Origin of the sequence: Slackia isoflavoniconvertens (assembly GCF_003725955.1) — a bacterium.
Classification (GTDB): domain Bacteria; phylum Actinomycetota; class Coriobacteriia; order Coriobacteriales; family Eggerthellaceae; genus Slackia; species Slackia isoflavoniconvertens.
The window spans coordinates 16,732-35,260 of record NZ_QIBZ01000013.1 but is presented as its reverse complement, the minus strand read 5'-3'; the positions used below and the strand labels follow the sequence as shown (position 1 = coordinate 35,260).

The 18,529-nt window shown below is 58.3% G+C and carries 13 protein-coding genes; 12 read left to right on the top strand and 1 reads right to left on the bottom strand.

The genetic code is table 11. The features are described 5' to 3' along the window. Positions 1-96 precede the first annotated feature (96 nt). From trmB to DMP05_RS07365, 12 genes are all read left to right on the top strand, one after another. Positions 97-945: a tRNA (guanine(46)-N(7))-methyltransferase TrmB gene (gene trmB, locus DMP05_RS07420; protein WP_123219872.1), complete on the top strand. Its 849-nt coding sequence runs from the start codon at positions 97-99 to the stop codon at positions 943-945. Positions 946-1,052: 107 nt separating this feature from the next. Next, positions 1,053-2,459, top strand: a complete 1,407-nt coding sequence (gene glmU, locus DMP05_RS07415) for a bifunctional UDP-N-acetylglucosamine diphosphorylase/glucosamine-1-phosphate N-acetyltransferase GlmU (protein ID WP_123219848.1) — start codon at positions 1,053-1,055, stop codon at positions 2,457-2,459. Positions 2,460-2,897: 438 nt separating this feature from the next. Further along, the gene (locus tag DMP05_RS07410; RefSeq protein WP_123219847.1) at positions 2,898-3,857 is read left to right on the top strand and encodes a ribose-phosphate diphosphokinase; all 960 of its coding nucleotides are present in this window, start codon (positions 2,898-2,900) and stop codon (positions 3,855-3,857) included. A gap of 12 nt (positions 3,858-3,869) precedes the next feature. Then, entirely contained in the window at positions 3,870-4,427 is a 558-nt protein-coding gene (pth, locus tag DMP05_RS07405) for an aminoacyl-tRNA hydrolase (RefSeq protein WP_114614780.1), read from the top strand. Positions 4,428-4,655: 228 nt separating this feature from the next. After that, positions 4,656-8,033, top strand: a complete 3,378-nt coding sequence (recJ, locus tag DMP05_RS07400) for a single-stranded-DNA-specific exonuclease RecJ (protein WP_123219846.1) — start codon at positions 4,656-4,658, stop codon at positions 8,031-8,033. Beyond that, positions 8,023-10,389 carry a RelA/SpoT family protein gene (locus DMP05_RS07395; protein ID WP_123219845.1) on the top strand — a complete coding sequence of 789 codons (2,367 nt, stop codon included), beginning with the start codon at positions 8,023-8,025 and terminating at the stop codon, positions 10,387-10,389. The genes recJ and DMP05_RS07395 overlap by 11 nt, the downstream gene beginning before the upstream one ends. Positions 10,390-10,401: 12 nt before the next feature. Further along, positions 10,402-11,079 (top strand): MBL fold metallo-hydrolase, encoded by a 678-nt coding sequence (locus tag DMP05_RS07390; RefSeq protein ID WP_123219844.1) that lies wholly within the window; start codon positions 10,402-10,404, stop codon positions 11,077-11,079. 32 nt (positions 11,080-11,111) lie between these two features. Beyond that, positions 11,112-11,750: a DUF47 domain-containing protein gene (locus DMP05_RS07385; protein WP_123219843.1), complete on the top strand. Its 639-nt coding sequence runs from the start codon at positions 11,112-11,114 to the stop codon at positions 11,748-11,750. Between the two features lie 691 nt (positions 11,751-12,441). Next, a complete protein-coding gene (locus DMP05_RS07380) occupies positions 12,442-14,112 on the top strand; it encodes an ABC1 kinase family protein (protein ID WP_123219842.1) in 1,671 nt (556 codons plus the stop codon). A gap of 148 nt (positions 14,113-14,260) precedes the next feature. Further along, a complete protein-coding gene (locus DMP05_RS07375) occupies positions 14,261-15,613 on the top strand; it encodes a replication-associated recombination protein A (RefSeq protein ID WP_123219841.1) in 1,353 nt (450 codons plus the stop codon). 285 nt (positions 15,614-15,898) lie between these two features. Beyond that, positions 15,899-16,528, top strand: a complete 630-nt coding sequence (locus tag DMP05_RS07370; RefSeq protein WP_123219840.1) for a DUF948 domain-containing protein — start codon at positions 15,899-15,901, stop codon at positions 16,526-16,528. 5 nt (positions 16,529-16,533) lie between these two features. Further along, positions 16,534-17,889: an AI-2E family transporter gene (locus tag DMP05_RS07365; protein ID WP_244595090.1), complete on the top strand. Its 1,356-nt coding sequence runs from the start codon at positions 16,534-16,536 to the stop codon at positions 17,887-17,889. A 56-nt stretch (positions 17,890-17,945) separates the two neighbouring features. On the opposite strand, the gene DMP05_RS07360 is transcribed toward DMP05_RS07365, so the two are convergent. Beyond that, positions 17,946-18,284: a hypothetical protein gene (locus tag DMP05_RS07360; RefSeq protein WP_123219839.1), complete on the bottom strand. Its 339-nt coding sequence runs from the start codon at positions 18,282-18,284 to the stop codon at positions 17,946-17,948. Between the last annotated feature and the right edge of the window lie 245 nt (positions 18,285-18,529).

The following is an 18,529-nucleotide window of genomic DNA, read 5'->3' as shown; positions in this document are numbered from 1 at the left end:
GATGTCGAAACCGCGCAGGAATGCAGGCTCGCAGGCCCCGTTTTTTGAAATGGGGTACTATCGATGCTTTCAAGTTATCTATGTATGGAGGAAGTCATGCGCACCGCCGCATCTCGTTTGCCAAAGGGCTTTTCGCTTGAGGAGCGTCTTGCCGCATGCGCGAGCAATGTCGAATCGCACCCAAAAGATCGTGCAGGCCAATGGCGCTGTTGGGCGCCCTTGGGCGAACGGCGCGGCGATTCCTATGCCGCTGTTGTGCTTGATTTGGGTTGCGGCAAGGGCGAATATACGGTCGAATGCGCCGCTGCGCGCCCCGATGTGTTGTTTGTGGGGCTCGACGTCGATGGCGTATGCGTGATGCGCGCGGCAGAACGCGCCATTGCGCAAGGTGTGTCGAACGCCGTGTTCGTGCTGCACGACGACTCCGATTTGTCGGAAACGTTTGGCGAGGGCGAGCTTTCCGCAATGCTGCTGAATTTCCCCACGCCGTTTCCTAAAAAGAAGAAGGCGCACTATCGGCTCACGCATTTCGAGCGACTTATGTCGTATCGTCCGCTGTTGGCGCCGGGCGCATTCGTTCGGTTGCGCACCGACAGCATGCCGCTGCGTGATTTCTCGCTCGCTCAGTTCGAGATCGCGGGCTATGACGTGCAGTGGAACACCGACGATGTTCGAGGGATGTTTCCCAATGAGCCGTGGAGCGGATACGAGCATAAGCTCGTGGCGCAGGGCGCGCCCGTATGCGGGTTTGCGGCGGTGCCGGGGCCTGCGCCGGAAAACCCGCAGCAAACCGCGCCACTCTCGCTTGTGAGCTATTTGCCCGAAGATATCGAAGACCTCGCGTACGTGCCCCATGGTATGCAGGGGTGCGTCGAGAACATGAAGGGCCGACGCGCGAATCGTCGTGCGAAGGGTCTTTCGGAATGGACGCGTCCGATTATTTAGTGCGGTGGGGCCCTCGTCGCATGGGCATTTATCGAGAATTGTGCGCTGTCGCCCTCGCGCTGGTATACTTTTCCTGCTAAAACGCAACCGATTCGAAGAAGGTTTTTATGACCGCGAAAGCGTTGATTCTTGCTGCGGGCGCTGGAACCCGCATGAAATCCGACAAACCCAAGGTTGTTCATGAGGTGCTTGGCAAGCCGCTCGTGCGCTGGGTCGTCGACGCCGCCCATGGCGCCGGCATCGAAGATGTGGTCACCGTGCTCGGGCATATGTCCGAAAAGGTTGCTCCTCTTGTTGAGGGCGATACGAAAATCGCTATTCAAACTCAGCAGCTCGGCACGGGCGACGCCGTGAACGCCGGTCGTGAGGCATTCACGCAGGCCGACGGATCGATCGCCGAGGGTTCGCTCGTGGTTCTTTCGGGCGATTGCCCGCTTATCACTCCTGAAACCATTCAGGCCCTTATCGCCAAGCGCGAAGAGACGGGCGCGGCCGTGGTCGTGCTCACCATGCATATGGACGACCCGTTTGGGTATGGCCGCATTGTTCGCGAAGGCGAAGCTGTCGTGCGCATTGTTGAGCAAAAAGACGCCACGCCCGAAGAAGCCGCTATCACGGAATGCAACTCGGGCTTCTACTGCTTCGATGCGCCGGCGCTTTTCGATGCGCTTTCGCGTGTTTCGAACGACAACGCCCAGGGCGAGTATTACCTTACTGATGTGCTCGAGATTTGCCGAAACGACGGCCGCGAGGTGCTCGCGCTTCAAACCGTCGACGCCGAAGAAGCTATGGGCGTGAACTCTCGCGTGCAGCTCGCCCAGGCTACGCGCGCCATGCAGCATCGCATCAACAACCGCCACATGATGGCCGGCGTAACCATGTGGGATCCCGAAAGCACGTTCGTCGGCCCCGACGTCGAAATTGCGCAAGACGTGGAGTTGTGGCCGCAAACCTACCTGCTTGGCGCGACCAAGGTTGGTTCGCACAGCGTTATTGGCCCGAACACGCGCCTGACCGACACGCAGGTTGGCTGCGGCGCTCGCGTCGACGAAACGGTCGCCATCGAAGCGCGCATCGACGATGCTGCCGAATGTGGCCCGCGTGCGTACCTGCGTCCTGGTACCCACCTGTGCGAAGGCGTCAAGGCTGGCACGCATGTCGAAATCAAGAAGTCGACCATTGGCAAGGGCTCGAAGGTACCGCATCTTTCCTACATTGGCGACACCACGATGGGCGAGAACGTCAACATCGGCGCAGGTTCTATTACCTGTAACTATGACGGCGTGAATAAGAATCACACCGAAATCGGCGACAATGTGTTCGTGGGCAGCGACACTATGATGGTGGCCCCTGTGAACATCGGCGCGGGTGCGATCATCGGCGCCTCTTCGTGCATCACGCGCGACGTGGCCCCCGATGCGCTGGCGCTCGAGCGCGCCGACCAACGCGAAATCGAAGGCTGGGCCGCCAAGCATATGGCGAAGCTCAAGGCCAAGAAGGAAGCTGCGAAGTAGACGTTTTCCAATGGCGGCAGTTTTGACCAGCCCGCTTGCGTTTATGGTCAAAACTCGCGCCATTTGCAACATTGAAGGCGGCCCTGCGCATCCGGGGCCGCTTTTTTTTCGCGCGAACTTCTGCAGAGCTGCGGTTTTCCCGGCAAATTGCCAAGGGAAACTTTCCTAGAGAGCAGCTTGGGGTAGGGCATTTTCCCAATGGTGGCGATTTTGACCAGCATATGCGGCTAACTTGGTCAAAACTCGCGCCATTGGAAAACGCTTCTGCCCGGCCTCGCCTCTGGTCTCGCTTCTAGCTCCGTTTCACTTCTTGTTATCTGACCAGAATCTTTTGTGTTTGCGGTTCTCTTCCTGCGACGGCGTGGGTACAATCAGAAACAGCATGCATTGCGCCTGCGGAAGGGGCGCAGAATCGAAAAATTGCGAAGGAGCACGCGCATGACCGAGATGACAAAGAGCATGGCCGTCTTCACGGGTTCGGTAAACCCGAGTCTGGCCGATCAGGTTGCAACTGAGCTGGGAACCACGCTTGGCAACGTGAAGCTCGAGAAGTTTGCCAATGGCGAGATTTACGCTCGTTACCTCGACTCGGTGCGCGGCGCCGATGTCTTTATTATTCAGTCTATCGCCGGCGAGCACATCAACGATGCGCTCATGGAAATGCTTATCATGATTGATGCGGCCAAGCGCGCAAGCGCCCGCACCATTTCTGCTGTCGTCACGCACTACGGCTACTCCCGTCAGGAGCGCAAGGCCGCCCCGCGCGAGCCCATCACGGCAAAGCTCGTAGCCGACCTCATTACCGTTGCCGGCGCTGATGACATCATCACCATCGATCTGCATCAGGACGCAATCCAGGGCTTCTTCGACATTCCGGTGAACCATATGACCGCCATGCCGATTTTCGTGGACTATTTCAAGAACAAGGGCATCGACCCCGAAGAAATGTGCGTCGTGTCTCCCGATGTGGGTCGCGCGAAGGCCGCTAAGAAGTTCCAGGGCCAGCTCGGCTGCGATATCGCGATCATGCACAAAGATCGCCCGAAGCACAACCAGGCTGAAATCACCGCGCTTATCGGCGACGTTACCGGCAAGGTCTGCATCCTGAACGACGACATGATCGACACGGGTGGATCGCTGGTCGCGGCGGCCGAAACCCTTATGTCCAAGGGCGCCAAGAAGGTGTACGCGTGCGCAACGCACGGCCTGTTCAGCGGCCCGGCATATGATCGCATCCAGAATTCCTGCATCGAGGAAGTCGTCGTGACTAACGCCGTCCCCGTGCCGCTCGATCGCCAAACCGGCAAGATTCGTGTGCTCTCGGTTGCTCCTCTTCTGGCGCGCACCATTCAGAGCGTGTACAGCAACGGCTCTGTGAGCAAGCTGTTCAACAAGTAGCGAGAAACATTCATGCATATTATTTGCGGCCTGGGCAATCCAGGCGAAGAATACGAGCATACGCGGCATAACGCCGGCTTCGATTCGGTCGACGCGTTGGCCGAAGAACTGCGCGTGAACTACTGGAAGAACGAATGCGGCGCCCTTACAGCGAAAACGACGTACAAGGGCGAAGATTTGCTTCTGGTAAAGCCTCAGGGCTTCATGAACACCTCGGGCGGTCCTTTGAAGAAGGTATGCCAGGCGTATAGCGCCACGGCCGATGACGTTATCGTGATCCACGACGAGCTCGATATCGACCCGGGCACGATTCGCGTGAAGCACGGCGGCGGTCTTGCAGGCCACAATGGCTTAAAGTCGATTGCCGATAAGCTGCAGACGAAAGACTGGACACGCATTCGCGTGGGCATTGGACGCCCGCCGGGACGCATGTCAGTGGTCGATTGGGTACTTGGCCGTCCCAAGAAGGACGGGTGGGACGATTTCGTGCAGGGCACGCACCTCGCGAGCGAGGCGGCGCTGTTCTATCTCGAGAGCGGCTTGGAGAAAACCCAGCAGCGATTCAACTAATGCAAGAAAGGACGGCTTTGATGCCGTCCTTTTTATTTGCCGGTGAAATTACGGTCGTTTTCTTGCTGGGCGCTTTCTGCGTTGCGTTTTTTCTTTTCGGAATAAGACGGCAAGCATCGTTCGGTTTTTGAACGAGACATTCTGCGGGCTCATCGCCGCCGCCATGTGCCGTCAAGTGTGCGACAATGTTCGATGGAAAAGAAACTACGCGAAAGCAGCGTGCACATTATGACAGCCCAATTCAAGCTCATGCCGGCAGACCCGGCGCTTGTATCGTCTATTCAGCAAGAACTTGGCCTACCGCATTTCGCGGCGCGAACCATGGTTGCCCATGGCGTGAATTCGCTCGAAGAGGCGCGTGCATTCCTTGCGCCCGACATCGAGCGCGATTGGCTCAACCCCTACACGATTCCGCAGCTTGGTGCGGCGGTCGATCGCCTGGAGCGCGCGGTGCGCGACGACGAACGCATTGTGGTATTCGGCGATTTCGACCTCGATGGCATCTCTGCCACTACGGTGCTCACGCGTGGCCTGCAATTTCTCGGGGCCAATGCCGCGCCCCTCATTCCGAAGCGTTTTGAAGAAGGCTACGGCATAACGCCGCCTGCTTTCGAGCGCGCGAAGGCGTTCAAACCCGATTTGATCGTGACGGTTGACTGCGGCATCGCTAGCGGGGATATCGCTCCAACAGTTTTGGCCGAAGGCATCGACTTGGTAGTGACCGACCATCACGAGCCGGGCGATTTGGTTCCTGAGGGCGTTGTTGTATGCGACCCGAAGTGCGACCCAGAATGCGAAAGCGGCATTTTGGCCGGTGTGGGCGTTGCACTGAAGATCATCCAGGCTCTGGGCGCTCGCTTTGGAAAGCCCCATCTGTGGCGCGAATACACCGATTTCGCGACGTTGGGAACCATCGCCGACCTTATGCCCGTGCGCGACGAGAACCGTGCGCTCGTTGCCGATGGGCTGGAGCGCATGAACAAATATCCCCGTTCGTGCATCCAGGCGCTTATTGACGTGTGTCACGCGGGCGACAAGCAAATAACCTCGACGGGGCTGTCGTTCTCGCTCATTCCGCGCTTGAATGCCGCAGGCCGCATGGGTGATGCCGATTTGGCGCTCGATTTGCTGATGGCCGACGATTTCGAAGAGGCGCAGGGCCTTGCCGCCGAGCTCGATAAGGTAAACGATAAGCGCCGACGCGTCGAGCAAAATCTTGCGCAATGCGCCGAAGAAGCGGCTGCGAAAATCTACCACGGCCAGCGCGCGCTCGTGGTTGGCGGCGAAGGTTGGCACGAGGGCGTGAAGGGCATTGTCGCCTCGCGTTTGGTGAATGAATACGGCGTGCCGACGATTCTGTTTACCATCGATGGCGACGAAGCGCGCGGCTCGGGTCGAAGCGTGGGCAGCGTGAATTTGTTCAAGGCCATAGAGTCGTGTTCCGATTTGCTCACCCGCTTTGGTGGCCACGGGGGTGCTGTGGGCATTACGCTTCCTGCGGCGAAGCTCGATGAATTCTCGCACCGTTTGTGCGAATACATGGATACGCTTCCCGAAGACAGCTTCCATCCTCAAATTGAGGTCGAGGCGCAGGTCGGGCTGGGGGAGCTTACGCTGCAGAACGTCCAGGCGCTCTCGCGGTTGGCGCCTTTCGGCCGTACGAACCCCACGCCGCGTTTTTTGGCGCGCAACGTGCGCCTGCTTTCCCGTCATGCCGTGGGCGTCGAGAAAAACCACCTGTCGTGCCAAATGGTCGATGGCGCAGCCAAGGTTGGCGCCATCATGTTCCATTGCGGCAAAATCGAGTCGCTCATGTCGTGCAATACCGTGGTCGATGCGGCGTTCCAGGTGCAGATTGACGAATGGAAGGGCCGCCGATCGGTGAAGTGCCTGCTCGACGAGGTGGAGCCTGCCACGCCATGCCCCGGCTTGCGCGCGTGCTTGCCGACCGAAGACCTCGATTTTGTGGGCGAGCTCTATGAAGATACCGGCATTTTGTCCAGCTGCGACGACGAAGCGAAGCACATTGCCGAAGAGCGCCGTGAACAATGGCGCGAGTTTGCATCTGAGAACCCCGACGGTTTGACCGACGCCCTGGTCGCGCACGCGATCGGCGACGCTTCGAACCTGCATGATGCGCAAAGGCGCGCGCTCGATATGCTCGCGCGGGGCGAAAGCGCGTTCGTGGTTATGGGCACCGGGCGTGGCAAGTCGCTCATATTCCAAATTCACGCTGCACGCGAGGCGCTGCTCAATGGCGGGGCGAGCGTGTTCGTGTATCCATTGCGTGCGCTTATCGCCGACCAGGCGTGCCATGCGGCGTGCTTGTTCGAAAGCTTCGGGCTGTCTGCTGCGAGCCTTACGGGTGAAAGCTCTTCCGATGAACGTGCGGAAGTGTACGCGGGCTTGGCATCGGGTGCTATCGATGTGGTGCTTACCACGCCCGAATACCTCGCCTTCCATGCAGATGAGGTCGCATCGTGCGGTCGCGTGCGATTCCTCGCGGTTGATGAAGCGCACCACTTGGCCGACGGTGGCGGCCGTCGCCGCGATGCATACGCCCAGCTGGGCGAGCTCGCGCGTCGTTTGGGGGTGAAAACGGTGCTCGCCGCTACGGCAACGGCATCGTCGCAGGTGGCGAATCAGGTTCGTGAAGGCCTAGGGGTGCAAGGCTTTGTGGGCGATGCCCATGTGCGCGATAACTTGCTGCTTGATGACCATCGCAATGCACGCGACAAAGAAACATATTTGGCGAATATCGTCGCGACGGGCGAGAAGACCATCGTGTATGTGAACTCGCGCACCATGTCGGTCGACATCGCGCGCGTACTTCGCGCGCTCGCACCTCATGTCGCCATGCAAATCGGCTTCTACAACGCTGGGCTTTCGCGTGAAGAGCGCGCCCGCATCGAAAAGCTGTTCCGCGACGACGTGCTCCGCGTGCTCGTGTGCACGTCGGCGTTTGGCGAGGGCGTCAATATTCCCGATGTGCGCCATGTGGTGCTGTACGCAATGCCGTTCTCCGATGCTGAATTCAACCAGATGAGCGGCCGCGCCGGCCGTGATGGCAAGCCTGCGACCATCCACCTCGCGTTCGGTAAGCGCGACGTGTACTACAACGATCGCATTCTGGCCCAGTTCGCGCCCGATTACGATCGCATGGGGCTTATCTACCGAGGCCTCCGGGCCTTTTCGCGCCAGGCCGCGGGAGGCCACGGAAATGGTGCGGTTGACGAATCGGGCTTCTTCACTCTGTCGAACGAAGACCTTATTGCCGCCTGCCCGCCGACCGACATGCGCTTTACGCTCATGCCTGGTGCGGCGTCGTTTGCGCTCTCGGCGTTTTCCGAGCTTGGGCTGGTCGATGTGCGAACCGAATGCTCGCACGATGGCTCCTCGGTTCGCCGGGTTCGGCTTCGCGAAGTGCAAGGCAAGGTGAACCTTGACGACAGCGTGCTGTATTGCGAGGGCCGCGCTGAAGCGGAAGAATTCAAACGATTCTCCGATTGGATTCTGAATGCCACGCCCGAAGAGCTGCGTGCGCGTATTGTTCGCCCCATCATGCCCGATGGAAATAGCGAGGAAGGGAATAGCTATGACCGATGAAGCCACCGAGCGTCAAACGGCGCTTCCCATAGAATCTGAATTGGCCGAGGCCATTGGCGCGCTTTCCGCCGACGCATTCGAAGGGGGCATCGCGCCTTCGCCCGAGGCGTGTGCTGCGGTAACGCCCGAGTCGCGTTTTGCGTTGCTCGTGGAGAAAACGAGCTATCTCGACGACGCTGCGGCTGAAAAGCTCAAGCGCGCCTACGAATACGCAAGCACGGCGCACAAGGGCGTAAAACGTAAGAGCGGCGAGTCTTATATCATCCATCCTATCGATGTCGCGCTCATTCTGTCCGATTTGCGAATGGATGTCGACACGCTGTGTGCTGCACTTCTTCATGACACGATCGAAGACACTGACACCACGGCTGTGGCCCTTGAAGAGCAGTTCGGTGCGCAAGTGTCGCAGCTTGTGCAGGGAGTCACGAAAATCACGCGCATCGAAGTCGAGAGCCTCACCGATGAGCAGGCGGCGACCATGCGCAAGATGTTCGTTGCCATGAGCAAAGACATTCGCGTGATTGTTATCAAGCTCGCCGACCGCCTGCACAATATGCGCACCTTGAGCGCGTTGAAGGAGGATCGACGCATCTTCAAGTCGCGCGAGACGCTTGAAATTTATGCGCCTATCGCGCATCGGTTGGGTATCGGCTCCATCAAGTGGGAGCTTGAAGACCTCGCGTTTTATTACCTTGAGCCTGCGAAGTTCAAGCAAATCAGCCGCCTGGTCGCCGAGAGCCGCAACGAGCGTGAGACGTATTTGGCTTCCGTTGTCGAAACGCTCAATACCGAGCTGGCGCGCGTGGGCATCGCTGACGCGCATATCGCCGGCCGCCCGAAGCACCTGTATTCAATCTATCAGAAGATGACGAAGCGCGGCAAGGGCTTTTCCGAAATTTACGACCTCATCGCGGTGCGCGTTATCGTGAAAACGGTGGGCGACTGCTATTCGGTTTTGGGCGCCGTGCATACGCTGTGGCACCCCATGCCGGGTCGCTTCAAGGACTATATCGCCATGCCGAAGCTCAATATGTATCAGAGCCTGCATACCACGGTCATCGGCCCCGCTGCCCGTCCACTCGAAGTGCAAATTCGCACCGAAGAAATGCACCGCATGAGCGAATACGGCGTCGCTGCGCACTGGCGCTATAAGGAAAAAGGTTCGAAGGCCGACGCCGCGTTCGATCGTCAAATCGCCTGGTTGCGCCAGATGGTCGACTGGCAGGAAGAAACGAAAGATTCGCGCGAATTCCTCAACGAGCTCAAGGTCGATCTTGCGCCCACCGAAGTGTTCGTGTTCACGCCGGCGGGCGAAGTCATGAGCCTGCGCGCGGGCTCGACCCCAGTCGATTTCGCGTATTCCGTGCACACCGAGGTGGGCAACCACTGCGTCGGTGCGAAGGTGAACGGTTCCATCGTGCCGCTTTCCTATGAGCTGCAAACGGGCGACCGCGTCGAGATTCTCACGCAGAAAAGCGCCACGCCGAGCCGCGACTGGCTAAAGATGGTGAAAACGCCAAGCGCACGAAGCAAGCTGCGCCAGTATTTCTCGAAGGTGAGCCGAAGCGACGATATGATCGTCGGTCGCGAAAAACTTGCCCGCGAAATGAAGAAGCACGGCCTCGGCCTGGGCTCTACCGCGAGCATTCGTGCGCAGAAGCAGGTGTGCGAGACGCTCGGCTATAAAGACATCGACGATATGATGGTGGCGATAGGCGCGGGCAAGGAAACCGTGCTGCATATCACGAATCGCCTGGTGAAAATTCTGAATCCCGAGGTGGAGGAGGAATCGCATCCCGAACTTGCGATGCTTCCCAATGGCGCCATGCCGCCCATGATCACCACGGTGCGCCGCCAGCCAAAACGTCGCGCCCACGCTTCAAACGGCGTGGTCGTCGAAGGTATCGACAGCGCTCCGGTGCGCCTGTCGAAATGCTGCAATCCCGTTCCGGGCGACGATATCATCGGCTTCATCACGCGCGGCCGCGGCGTATCGGTGCATCGAGCCGACTGCCCGAATGCGACCGACCTTATGCGCGATCCGGGCCGCCTTATCAAAGTGGCGTGGGAAGATACGGCCGAGACAACGGCTTCGTATCAAATCGAAGTGTTCATTGAAGCGCTCGATCGCATGAATCTGCTGCGTGATATCATCAACACGCTCAGCGATACAGGGGTCAATGTGCTCGCTTCGAACACGGTGAGCCATTCCGATGGCATCGTGGAAATGAGGTACTTGTTCCAGGTTTCGCAAATCTCGAACATCGAGTACATTTTGGGCGAGCTGCGAAAAATTGACGGCGTGTTCGACGCGCGCCGTATGCTGCCGGGCGATTCGGCCCACAGGCGCAAGTAGAAAGGTATGCGAATGCGTGCAAATTGCAAACGCCAAGTGACCATCGATGACGGCTGCGTGCCCGTTACGGCGCTCGTCATCGGCATGATGGATAACAATTGCTTCATCGTGGCTGATGGCCGCGAGCAGGGCGCACCGGCTATGGTCGTCGATCCCGCCGGCGATGCCGAGGCCATTCAGAAGGCTCTTGGCTGGTTCAAGCTTGAGGCCATCGTGTGCACTCACGACCACAACGACCATCTGGTTGCCTTGCCTGAGCTGGCGGCGGCCACCGGCGCAAAGGTTATTTCCAGCAACGCCGATAGCCGCATCATCGAAAAGGGCCAGCCGGGCTACTTCGGCGACTGGGATGCTGTGGCACCCGTGCATGTCGATCGCAAGGTCAACGACGGCGACACGATCAAGCTCGGCTCGCTCGAGTTCAGGGTCATGCTTACCCCGGGCCACACGAAGGGCGGCATCTGCCTTTACCTTCCTGGCTTTGACGGCAAGCCTGGCGTGGTGTTCACGGGCGATACGCTGTTCCGTGGCGCAACGGGCCGCGTCGATTTCGAGGGCGGCAACGCGAACGAGATGCGCGCGAGCCTGAAGAAGCTCGGCAAGCTTCCCGATTCGACTATCGTATTCCCAGGCCACGAGGGCCTTACGACCATTGGCATCGAACGCCATCGTGTTATCGAGGCGTTTTAAAGCATTGACTTTTTTCGCGTGAGAGGGCGAACATGGCAAAGCACAAGAATGGTAAGAAGCTCGATTATTTCGAGGCATTCGAAAAGCAGGCAGAGCTTGCGATTGCCGAGGCAAAGCTGCTCGTAGAGGTCATCGAAAACTATAAGGGCCCCGACAGCCTCGACGATTACATCGAGCGCGCGCATGAAATCGAGCACGCGGGCGATAAGCTCGTGCATTCGGTATTCGACGCGGTTACGGTCGACTTCGTGACGCCCATCGATCGCGAAGACATCATTTCGCTCACGCAGAGGCTTGACGACGTGCTTGATTACATGGAGGGCACGGTACAGCGTTTCTATATGCTCGATGTGAAGGAAATGCATCCCAAGGCGGGTGAGTTCGCGGAACTGTTGCTGAAGAGCTGCGAAAAGCTCGGCAAGGCGTTGGAAGATTTTGACGAGTTCAAAAACTCGAAGAAGATCAACAAGCTCATCATCGATGTGGGATCGGTTGAGGAAGAGGCCGACGAGCTGTTCTTCCATACTCTGCGTGAGCTGTACTCGCATGGTGAGGAAAACCCGTTGTATGTGTTCGTGTGGGATAAGCTGTTCCAGCGCCTCGAGAACACAGCAGACGCTTGCGAGCAGGCTGCCGATACCATGGGCACCATCATCACGAAGAACTGCTAGTCTCGCTCTTTTCCGAACGGCGGATTCGTCCGATATTGAAAAGCCTCTGGCCGCCGCCGGAGGCTTTTTGTTGCCTTCAGACCTGTTAAATGCTCGGAGCGTTTAACAGGTCTGAAGTGCGCATTTCCTTCGCGCGCCAGGGCTCAGCTCGTTATTGAGGGGGTAATCGTCCTTTTCCGACAATCTGTTAAACGCTCCGAGCGTTTAACAGATATTTGGCAAAAAGACGCACAATTGCCGCCGCCGCACAGAGGTGCGGTGCGTTGTCGAAAAATCGATTGCTATTTTGGCGAGGAATAAAAAAGAAAACCCTGCCCCCAGCCTAAGGATGAACCCACCTTCAATAGGTGGGTGCCCGCAACGAGGTTCAAAGCTTTCGTGCCAACAGGCGCGAATCCCTGTATCCCCGCGTAATCTAGGGCTCCCTGAAAAAATGCATCGGTCCATCGCAAATGACGGCTTTGGAAGCAGGGTCTGATTTGAGTATATCCGAGCATGGCCGAAAGAAACCCCTTGAATTATTTTTCATTTCGGCATAGGGAAGCATCTTCTTTTTGCCGAAGCACACATTGGGTTATTCTGCCATCTTCCCCTCGCGCTACGGCTGGGCAACGTTACCGCTCCTTTTCGCGCGGTTCTTCTTCCTGCGCTACAATGAACGAACGTTCGAAAATGAGGGGAAGGGGTGCGCATGGCTCGCGCGAAAGACGTGGCGAAGCTGCTCCGCGGCGGCGTAAACGATAAAACTTCGCCGGCTCGTCTCGCCGAAATCATGAAGGCGCTGCGCCACGCGGAAATCGCGAAGGGCATTACGCCCGAAAAACTCGTAAGTCTGCTCGAGGAGCTCGGTCCCACGTTCATCAAGCTGGGGCAGATTCTTTCGGCTCGATCCGACATGCTTCCCCAGGAATACTGCAATGCGCTGCAAACCTTGCGTTCTTCCACCACGCCTGAGCCGTTTTCGCTGGTGGAGCGTCGGCTGCGTGACCTTTACGACGGCGATTGGCACGACGTGTTCAGTGACATCGCCGCCGAACCGCTTGGATCGGCTTCCATCGCGCAGGTCTACAAGGCGACGCTTGCCGAAAGCGGCGAAACCGTGGCCATTAAAATCCGTCGCGACCATGTGCGCCAAGACATGGTGCGCGACATCGCCCTTATGCGCCGCGCGTCTGACCTGCTCAACCTTACCGGGTCTACGATGATCCAGGGCGTTGACATCAATGTGGTGATTGATGAGCTCGATCGCACTGTGCGCGAGGAAATCGATTTCAACGTGGAACGCGAAAACCTCGAGCGCTTCGGTCGGGGCCTCGCTACCGAGCCGGGCGTCACGTGCCCGAAGGCATATGACGAATATTCCGATGAGACGGTGCTCGTGATGGAATTCGTCGACGGCCTCTCGCTCGAGCACGTCGACGAGCTTCGCGAAGCGGGCTACAATCTGCGCGAAATCGGCGATCGCATCGCGAATTCATTCATGCGGCAAATGGTCGAAAACGGCTTCTATCATGCTGATCCGCATTCGGCGAATTTCATTGTGCGACCGGCGCTTTCCGATGAAGAGCGCGCTGCGGGCAAGAAAGATCCAGGCGAGGTCGTGTGGATCGATTGCGGCATGATGGGCGAGCTCTCGCCTTACGAGCGCAGGCTGTTCTTTGAAATGATGAAGGCCATGATCGCGCAAGATAGCCACAGGCTCACGAATTTGTTCGTTGAGTGGGGGCGCGTGAAGGATGTGTCGGGCAAGAGTTTCGATTACAGCGCCCTTTTGCAAGACCTCAGCGCATTGGTCAATCGCTATAGCTCCGAAGACGCGCATTCGATGGACGTGGCGCAGCTGCTCAACGACATCATGGGCATCCTCGACCATGCGAATGTGATCATGCCCCAAAGCTTCGTGATGCTCGTGCGTGGTTTGGCGTCGCTGCAAGGCACGCTCATCTCGCTGTCGCCGGAAATCAGCATTCTGGCCGTGGTTGAGCGTTACGTGAAAAGCTACTTCGTGCGCAACTTCGACCTTATTGACGAGGCGGAAGACCGCGTGTTCACGTCGGTGGCTGCAGCCGATAAGGCGCTGCATTTGCCTGAGCGCATCTCCAACGTGCTCGATATGACGGAAAAAGGACGCCTGCGCATCAAGTTCGACGTGGAGGCGCCGCGCCCCATGGAGAAAATCGGACACATCATCGACCGTCTGAGCTTGTCCATGATTACGGCGGGCCTGTTCGTCGGATCGTCGCTGATTTATTCTGCGGGTATGGAGCCGAAGCTCTTTGGCGTGCCGGTGATTGGCTTTTTCGGCTTTATTGGCGCGGCGGTTTTGAGCATGTACATCGTGGTTAAAATTCGAAAAGGGTAGTAGGGTCGTTTTGCGCATGCTTGTGTCAAATGCTCGTAGCGTTTAACACCTGCTGCGTGCAGTTGCAATTGTGTTAAACGCTACGAGCATTTGACACAATTGGGGCATTGACGTTTCCGGGCGTATTGAAGCGATAGATGGGTGGAAGTTGGACACGCTGTTCACTGAAATAGAGAACGAGAAGAAATTTGCTGCCGCGCCGCTCGCCGTGCGTATGCGTCCGCGTTCGCTCGGCGAGCTTGCGGGGCAGGAAGACGCGGTGGGGCCAGGCAGCTGGCTTCATGCGGCAATTGAAGCCGATACGCTTTCGTCTATCATTTTGTACGGACCTGCAGGTACGGGCAAAACGAGCATCGCGCACATCATCGCAGAAACGACGCGCGCGACGTTTGTGGAAGTTTCTGCCATCGGCGGTACCGTCGCCGATTTGCGCCGCGAAATCGCTGCGGCAGAAAAGCGCCTGCTGGGCACGGGCGCCCGCACGATTCTGTTCGTGGACGAGATCCATCGTTTCAGTCGCAGCCAGCAAGACTCGCTTTTGCATGCCGTTGAGAATCGTACGGTGGTGCTCGTGGGGGCCACGACCGAAAACCCGTTTTTCGAAGTGAATTCCGCGCTCATTTCGCGCTCCCGCGTGATTGAGCTGCATTCGCTTTCCGACGCCGATATCGAATGCATCGTGCGCCGTGCGCTCTCCGACGAAAAACGAGGCTTGGCGGGTTCCTGCTCCCTTACCGACGAAGCGCTGGCCGCTATCGTGAATTTGTCGGGCGGCGACGGACGTTCGGCACTTACCACGCTTGAGCTGGCCGCAGGCTTGGCCAAAGAAAAGGGCGCGCGCGAAAAAACCGAGCCGCCGTTTGTCATCGACGACGATATGGTTGAGCTTGCCACGCCGCATCGTGCGCTGCCGTATGACAAGAACAAAGACATGCATTACGACGTGATCAGCGCGTTTATCAAGTCGATGCGCGGCAGCGATCCCGACGCTGCGCTGTATTGGCTCGCTCGTATGCTCGATGGCGGCGAAGATCCGAAATTCATCGCGCGTCGTATCTTCATTTTGGCAAGCGAAGACATCGGCAACGCCGACCCTCAGGCTTTGCTCATCGCCGAGGCGGCGTTTAAGGCCGTGGAAGTGATTGGCATGCCCGAATGCCGCATCAACTTGTCGCAGGCTGTGACGTATATGTGCCTTGCCCCTAAGAGCAATGCGGCCGAAGCGAGTATCGACGCCGCCCTTTCGGAAGTGCGGCATGGGCCGAAGCGCGACGTGCCGAGTTATTTACGCGACCGCCATCGCCCCGGTTCGGAAAACTACGGTGAGTATAAATACCCGCACGATTATCCTGGCCATTGGGTTGAACAGCGCTATTTGCCCGAAGGCCTTGAGCGTGGGTGCTTCTATCAACCGAGCGAGTCGGGCTGGGAGGCCTATCGGGTTGATGCCGCATCGCGCGATCGGGCCACGCGGGCTGCGAAGCCGTCGAAGGGCGAGTAGCGGGCGGGGCGGGCGATTTGCCCGCTCGGATCTGCGCGGCGTGGGCGCCCAAGGTTGCATCGTCGATTGGCCGCCTGCGTCTGCTGGTCCAGCAATCGCTGAACAACGCTCGATGCACCTCGTTTATCGGCGAGCGACCTGTCGCTGTGTGCTGCGCTGCCGTGCGGGCTCTTCTTTAACGTTGCGGAAACGCAGCGCTTCGTCCATGCGCGCCTTGCTGCGTGCTGCTATTATTCAAGGAAATCAAACGGGCGCCATATGGGCGCGATATCGAAGGGAAATGCCATGGACGTTGGATTCATCTCGGAAGTCATTCTTCCCGTAGTGTTTGTGATTGTCGGCATCGCGCTTGTTTGGGCAATCGTCGAACTTGTACTGGTGCTGCGCCGCACGCGCAAAACGGTGGAAACGCTCGAGACGAGCGTGAAACCGATTATCGACGATGTGCAAAAGGTTGCAGCCGATGCCAAAGAAATGACCGCCTCCATCAAGCCCGCGATCGATCGCGTCGATCCCTTGGTCGAGCGTGCTTCGCTGGCCGTTGATGCCGCGAATTTGGAAATCATGCGCCTTGACGGCATTCTGGAAAACGTTGATGCAATTACCAGTTCGGCAGCCTCTGCGACCGAGGCGGTCGACACCGTTGCGAATGCGCCGTTGAAAATCGTGAACGCCGCTTCCGAAAAGCTCCGCGAAGCCCTTTCGGGCAAGAAGGCGTCCGACGAGTCGGCCAAGCTTGCTGCCGCGGCTGAGGCTGCGGCGCCTGCCGAGTTTGCGACTATCGAGGGCGACCAGGCGGCAGCGTGCGCGCCTGAAGCCCATGCTCCTGAAATCGCCGCCGAAAAGCCCGCGTCTGAACCTGAGCCGCAAACTGCTGGCGGCTACTTCACCTATGGCGCATCGAAGGAGGACTAGCCGTTTTGACACGCCCCTTCGACAGCGGTGAGCGAGAGCCGCAGCTGAAAGCCACACGAGAGAAAACCACCGCCGAGCGCACCGATGATGCGCGCCGCCATTTCTTTCAGGTATGGATGGTTATAGGCGCTGCGGCGCTCATCTATATGTTCGGTTTCGTGCTCGACGTGCTGTCTCTGCCGGTTGCCATCATCGTATGGACGATCGTCTTCGTGCTCGTGCTGCGCTCGCCCGTCGATGCACTTGAGCGTCGCGGCGTTCGCCGCGGTTTGGGCACGACCGTTGCATTTGCGGGCATGTTTGTGGTGCTCGCCGCACTTGTTGTGATTATGTTCTCGCCTATGTTCGGCGTGAATGACCAGTTCGCGAACATCTTCTCGGCGCTGCCCGTGTATGTTCAGGGGCTTATCGACTGGGCGAATTCGTTTTACGACAGGTACGCCTCGCTTCTGCAGGACGACACGGTGCGCGGTTGGATCGACGCGGGCTCAAAGTCGCTCGCCGATTGGGCGTCATCTGTCGCGAAACAGTCGGCCAATGGCGTGGTGCTGTTTGGCACGGGCATCGCGAATGTCTTCGTTGTTTTGGGTTTTGCGCTTGTGGTGGCGTTTTGGACGCTTATGGAATTGCCCGCGATTGATCGCGAGGTCGATCGATTGGTGCCCGATAGCCATAAAGAAGAGGCTGACATGCTGCGCATCGCGTTTACGCGCATTATGGGCGGCTATATTCGTGCCACGGTGCTGCAGTGCTTCATCATTGGCACGGCGTGCGGCATAGGGTTTGCGGTGTTGGGCGTGCCGAATGCCGCCGCGTTGGGCCTGATCACGGGCGTTTTGAACCTGATTCCTGTCGTAGGCCCCTGGATTGGCGGCGCGGTTGCGGCCGTGGTCGGTCTGTTCGTGAGCCCCATTACCGCCGTGCTCGCGCTCGTGCTCACCGTATGCGTGCAGCAATTCGTGTACACATTCATAGGACCGAAGCTCATGCAGAATTCGGTTGACGTGCATCCGGCGATCGTGATCGTGGCGCTGCTCGTGGGCGGCGCCATTGGCCAGAGCATGGGCGGCCTTATGGGCAATATCGTTGGCATGCTCTTGTCTATTCCGTTCGCGGCCATTGCGAAAACGGTGTTCGTGTACTACTTCGAGAAAAACACGGGCAGGCAAATCGTTGCCGAAGACGGCGTGTTCTTCCGCGGCAACCCTTCGGTTCTCGATGGCGAAAATGGCGAACCCGATGCTATGGCCGATGCGATTTCGCCCACGCCGAGCAAGCCATTTGCGCCCTCTTCGCTTGTTGCAGCTTTAAGCTCCCATGGCGAAAAGGGCGTCGATGCCGAAGACAAGGGCGAGAAATAGGCGAAAGCTATCGTTTCCTGGCTTCGCCTACCGACTCGCCGCCGCGCCCGATGCGGCTATTCGCCTTCCTTGGCAGGCTGCTCCTGCTCTTCGGCGGCTTTCGGGTCTTGCACCGAAGGCAGGGCCATAAACTCGGCAAACAGCGTTTGAACCTTTTTCTCGGCCCGGGCGAAGCTCGCGTATGTGCCGGCCTCTTCACGCTCGGACTCGCCGCTTGCGTCGGTGATCAGGCGAATTGCCCACTCGAAGCGCCCCGTGTCGTTTTTGCGAATGAGGGCTTCGCAGTCGAAGCGGTAGCGGTACACGCCGCAAAACCAGCTATTTTCGGCGATTTCTTCCCAAGGGGTATCGTCGAGCGGCTCGGGGGCAAGGGTTTCAACGTCGGTATCGGTCATGGTAATTCCGTTCTGTATTGATGAATGTGCGCGTAGGCGCTTGAATAATCACACCCCATGATAAGACATTTCGCGTCGTATCGGCGCGCGACGAATCGCGCAAAGCGCGGGGCGCGACGATTTCGCGTATTTTCCAGGGCAATTCATAGAATTCTCGCGACGTGGCAAGGTCTGGCGTGACGTGGGCGTGCGCGTTGGCTATCATGGGCCAGTTGGAAATGATCGGGCCTTGGGCCCGTTAGTCC

What these genes read in the sequence shown, in the direction of transcription:
- DMP05_RS07390 (WP_123219844.1), top strand. Translation starts at nt 10,402, where the DNA reads ATGCGTGCAAATTGCAAACGCCAAGTGACCATCGATGACGGCTGCGTG.
- trmB (WP_123219872.1), top strand. Translation starts at nt 97, where the DNA reads ATGCGCACCGCCGCATCTCGTTTGCCAAAGGGCTTTTCGCTTGAGGAG.
- DMP05_RS07385 (WP_123219843.1), top strand. Translation starts at nt 11,112, where the DNA reads ATGGCAAAGCACAAGAATGGTAAGAAGCTCGATTATTTCGAGGCATTC.
- DMP05_RS07395 (WP_123219845.1), top strand. Translation starts at nt 8,023, where the DNA reads ATGACCGATGAAGCCACCGAGCGTCAAACGGCGCTTCCCATAGAATCT.
- recJ (WP_123219846.1), top strand. Translation starts at nt 4,656, where the DNA reads ATGACAGCCCAATTCAAGCTCATGCCGGCAGACCCGGCGCTTGTATCG.
- DMP05_RS07360 (WP_123219839.1), bottom strand. Translation starts at nt 18,284, where the DNA reads ATGACCGATACCGACGTTGAAACCCTTGCCCCCGAGCCGCTCGACGAT.
- DMP05_RS07410 (WP_123219847.1), top strand. Translation starts at nt 2,898, where the DNA reads ATGACCGAGATGACAAAGAGCATGGCCGTCTTCACGGGTTCGGTAAAC.
- DMP05_RS07370 (WP_123219840.1), top strand. Translation starts at nt 15,899, where the DNA reads ATGGACGTTGGATTCATCTCGGAAGTCATTCTTCCCGTAGTGTTTGTG.
- DMP05_RS07380 (WP_123219842.1), top strand. Translation starts at nt 12,442, where the DNA reads ATGGCTCGCGCGAAAGACGTGGCGAAGCTGCTCCGCGGCGGCGTAAAC.
- pth (WP_114614780.1), top strand. Translation starts at nt 3,870, where the DNA reads ATGCATATTATTTGCGGCCTGGGCAATCCAGGCGAAGAATACGAGCAT.
- glmU (WP_123219848.1), top strand. Translation starts at nt 1,053, where the DNA reads ATGACCGCGAAAGCGTTGATTCTTGCTGCGGGCGCTGGAACCCGCATG.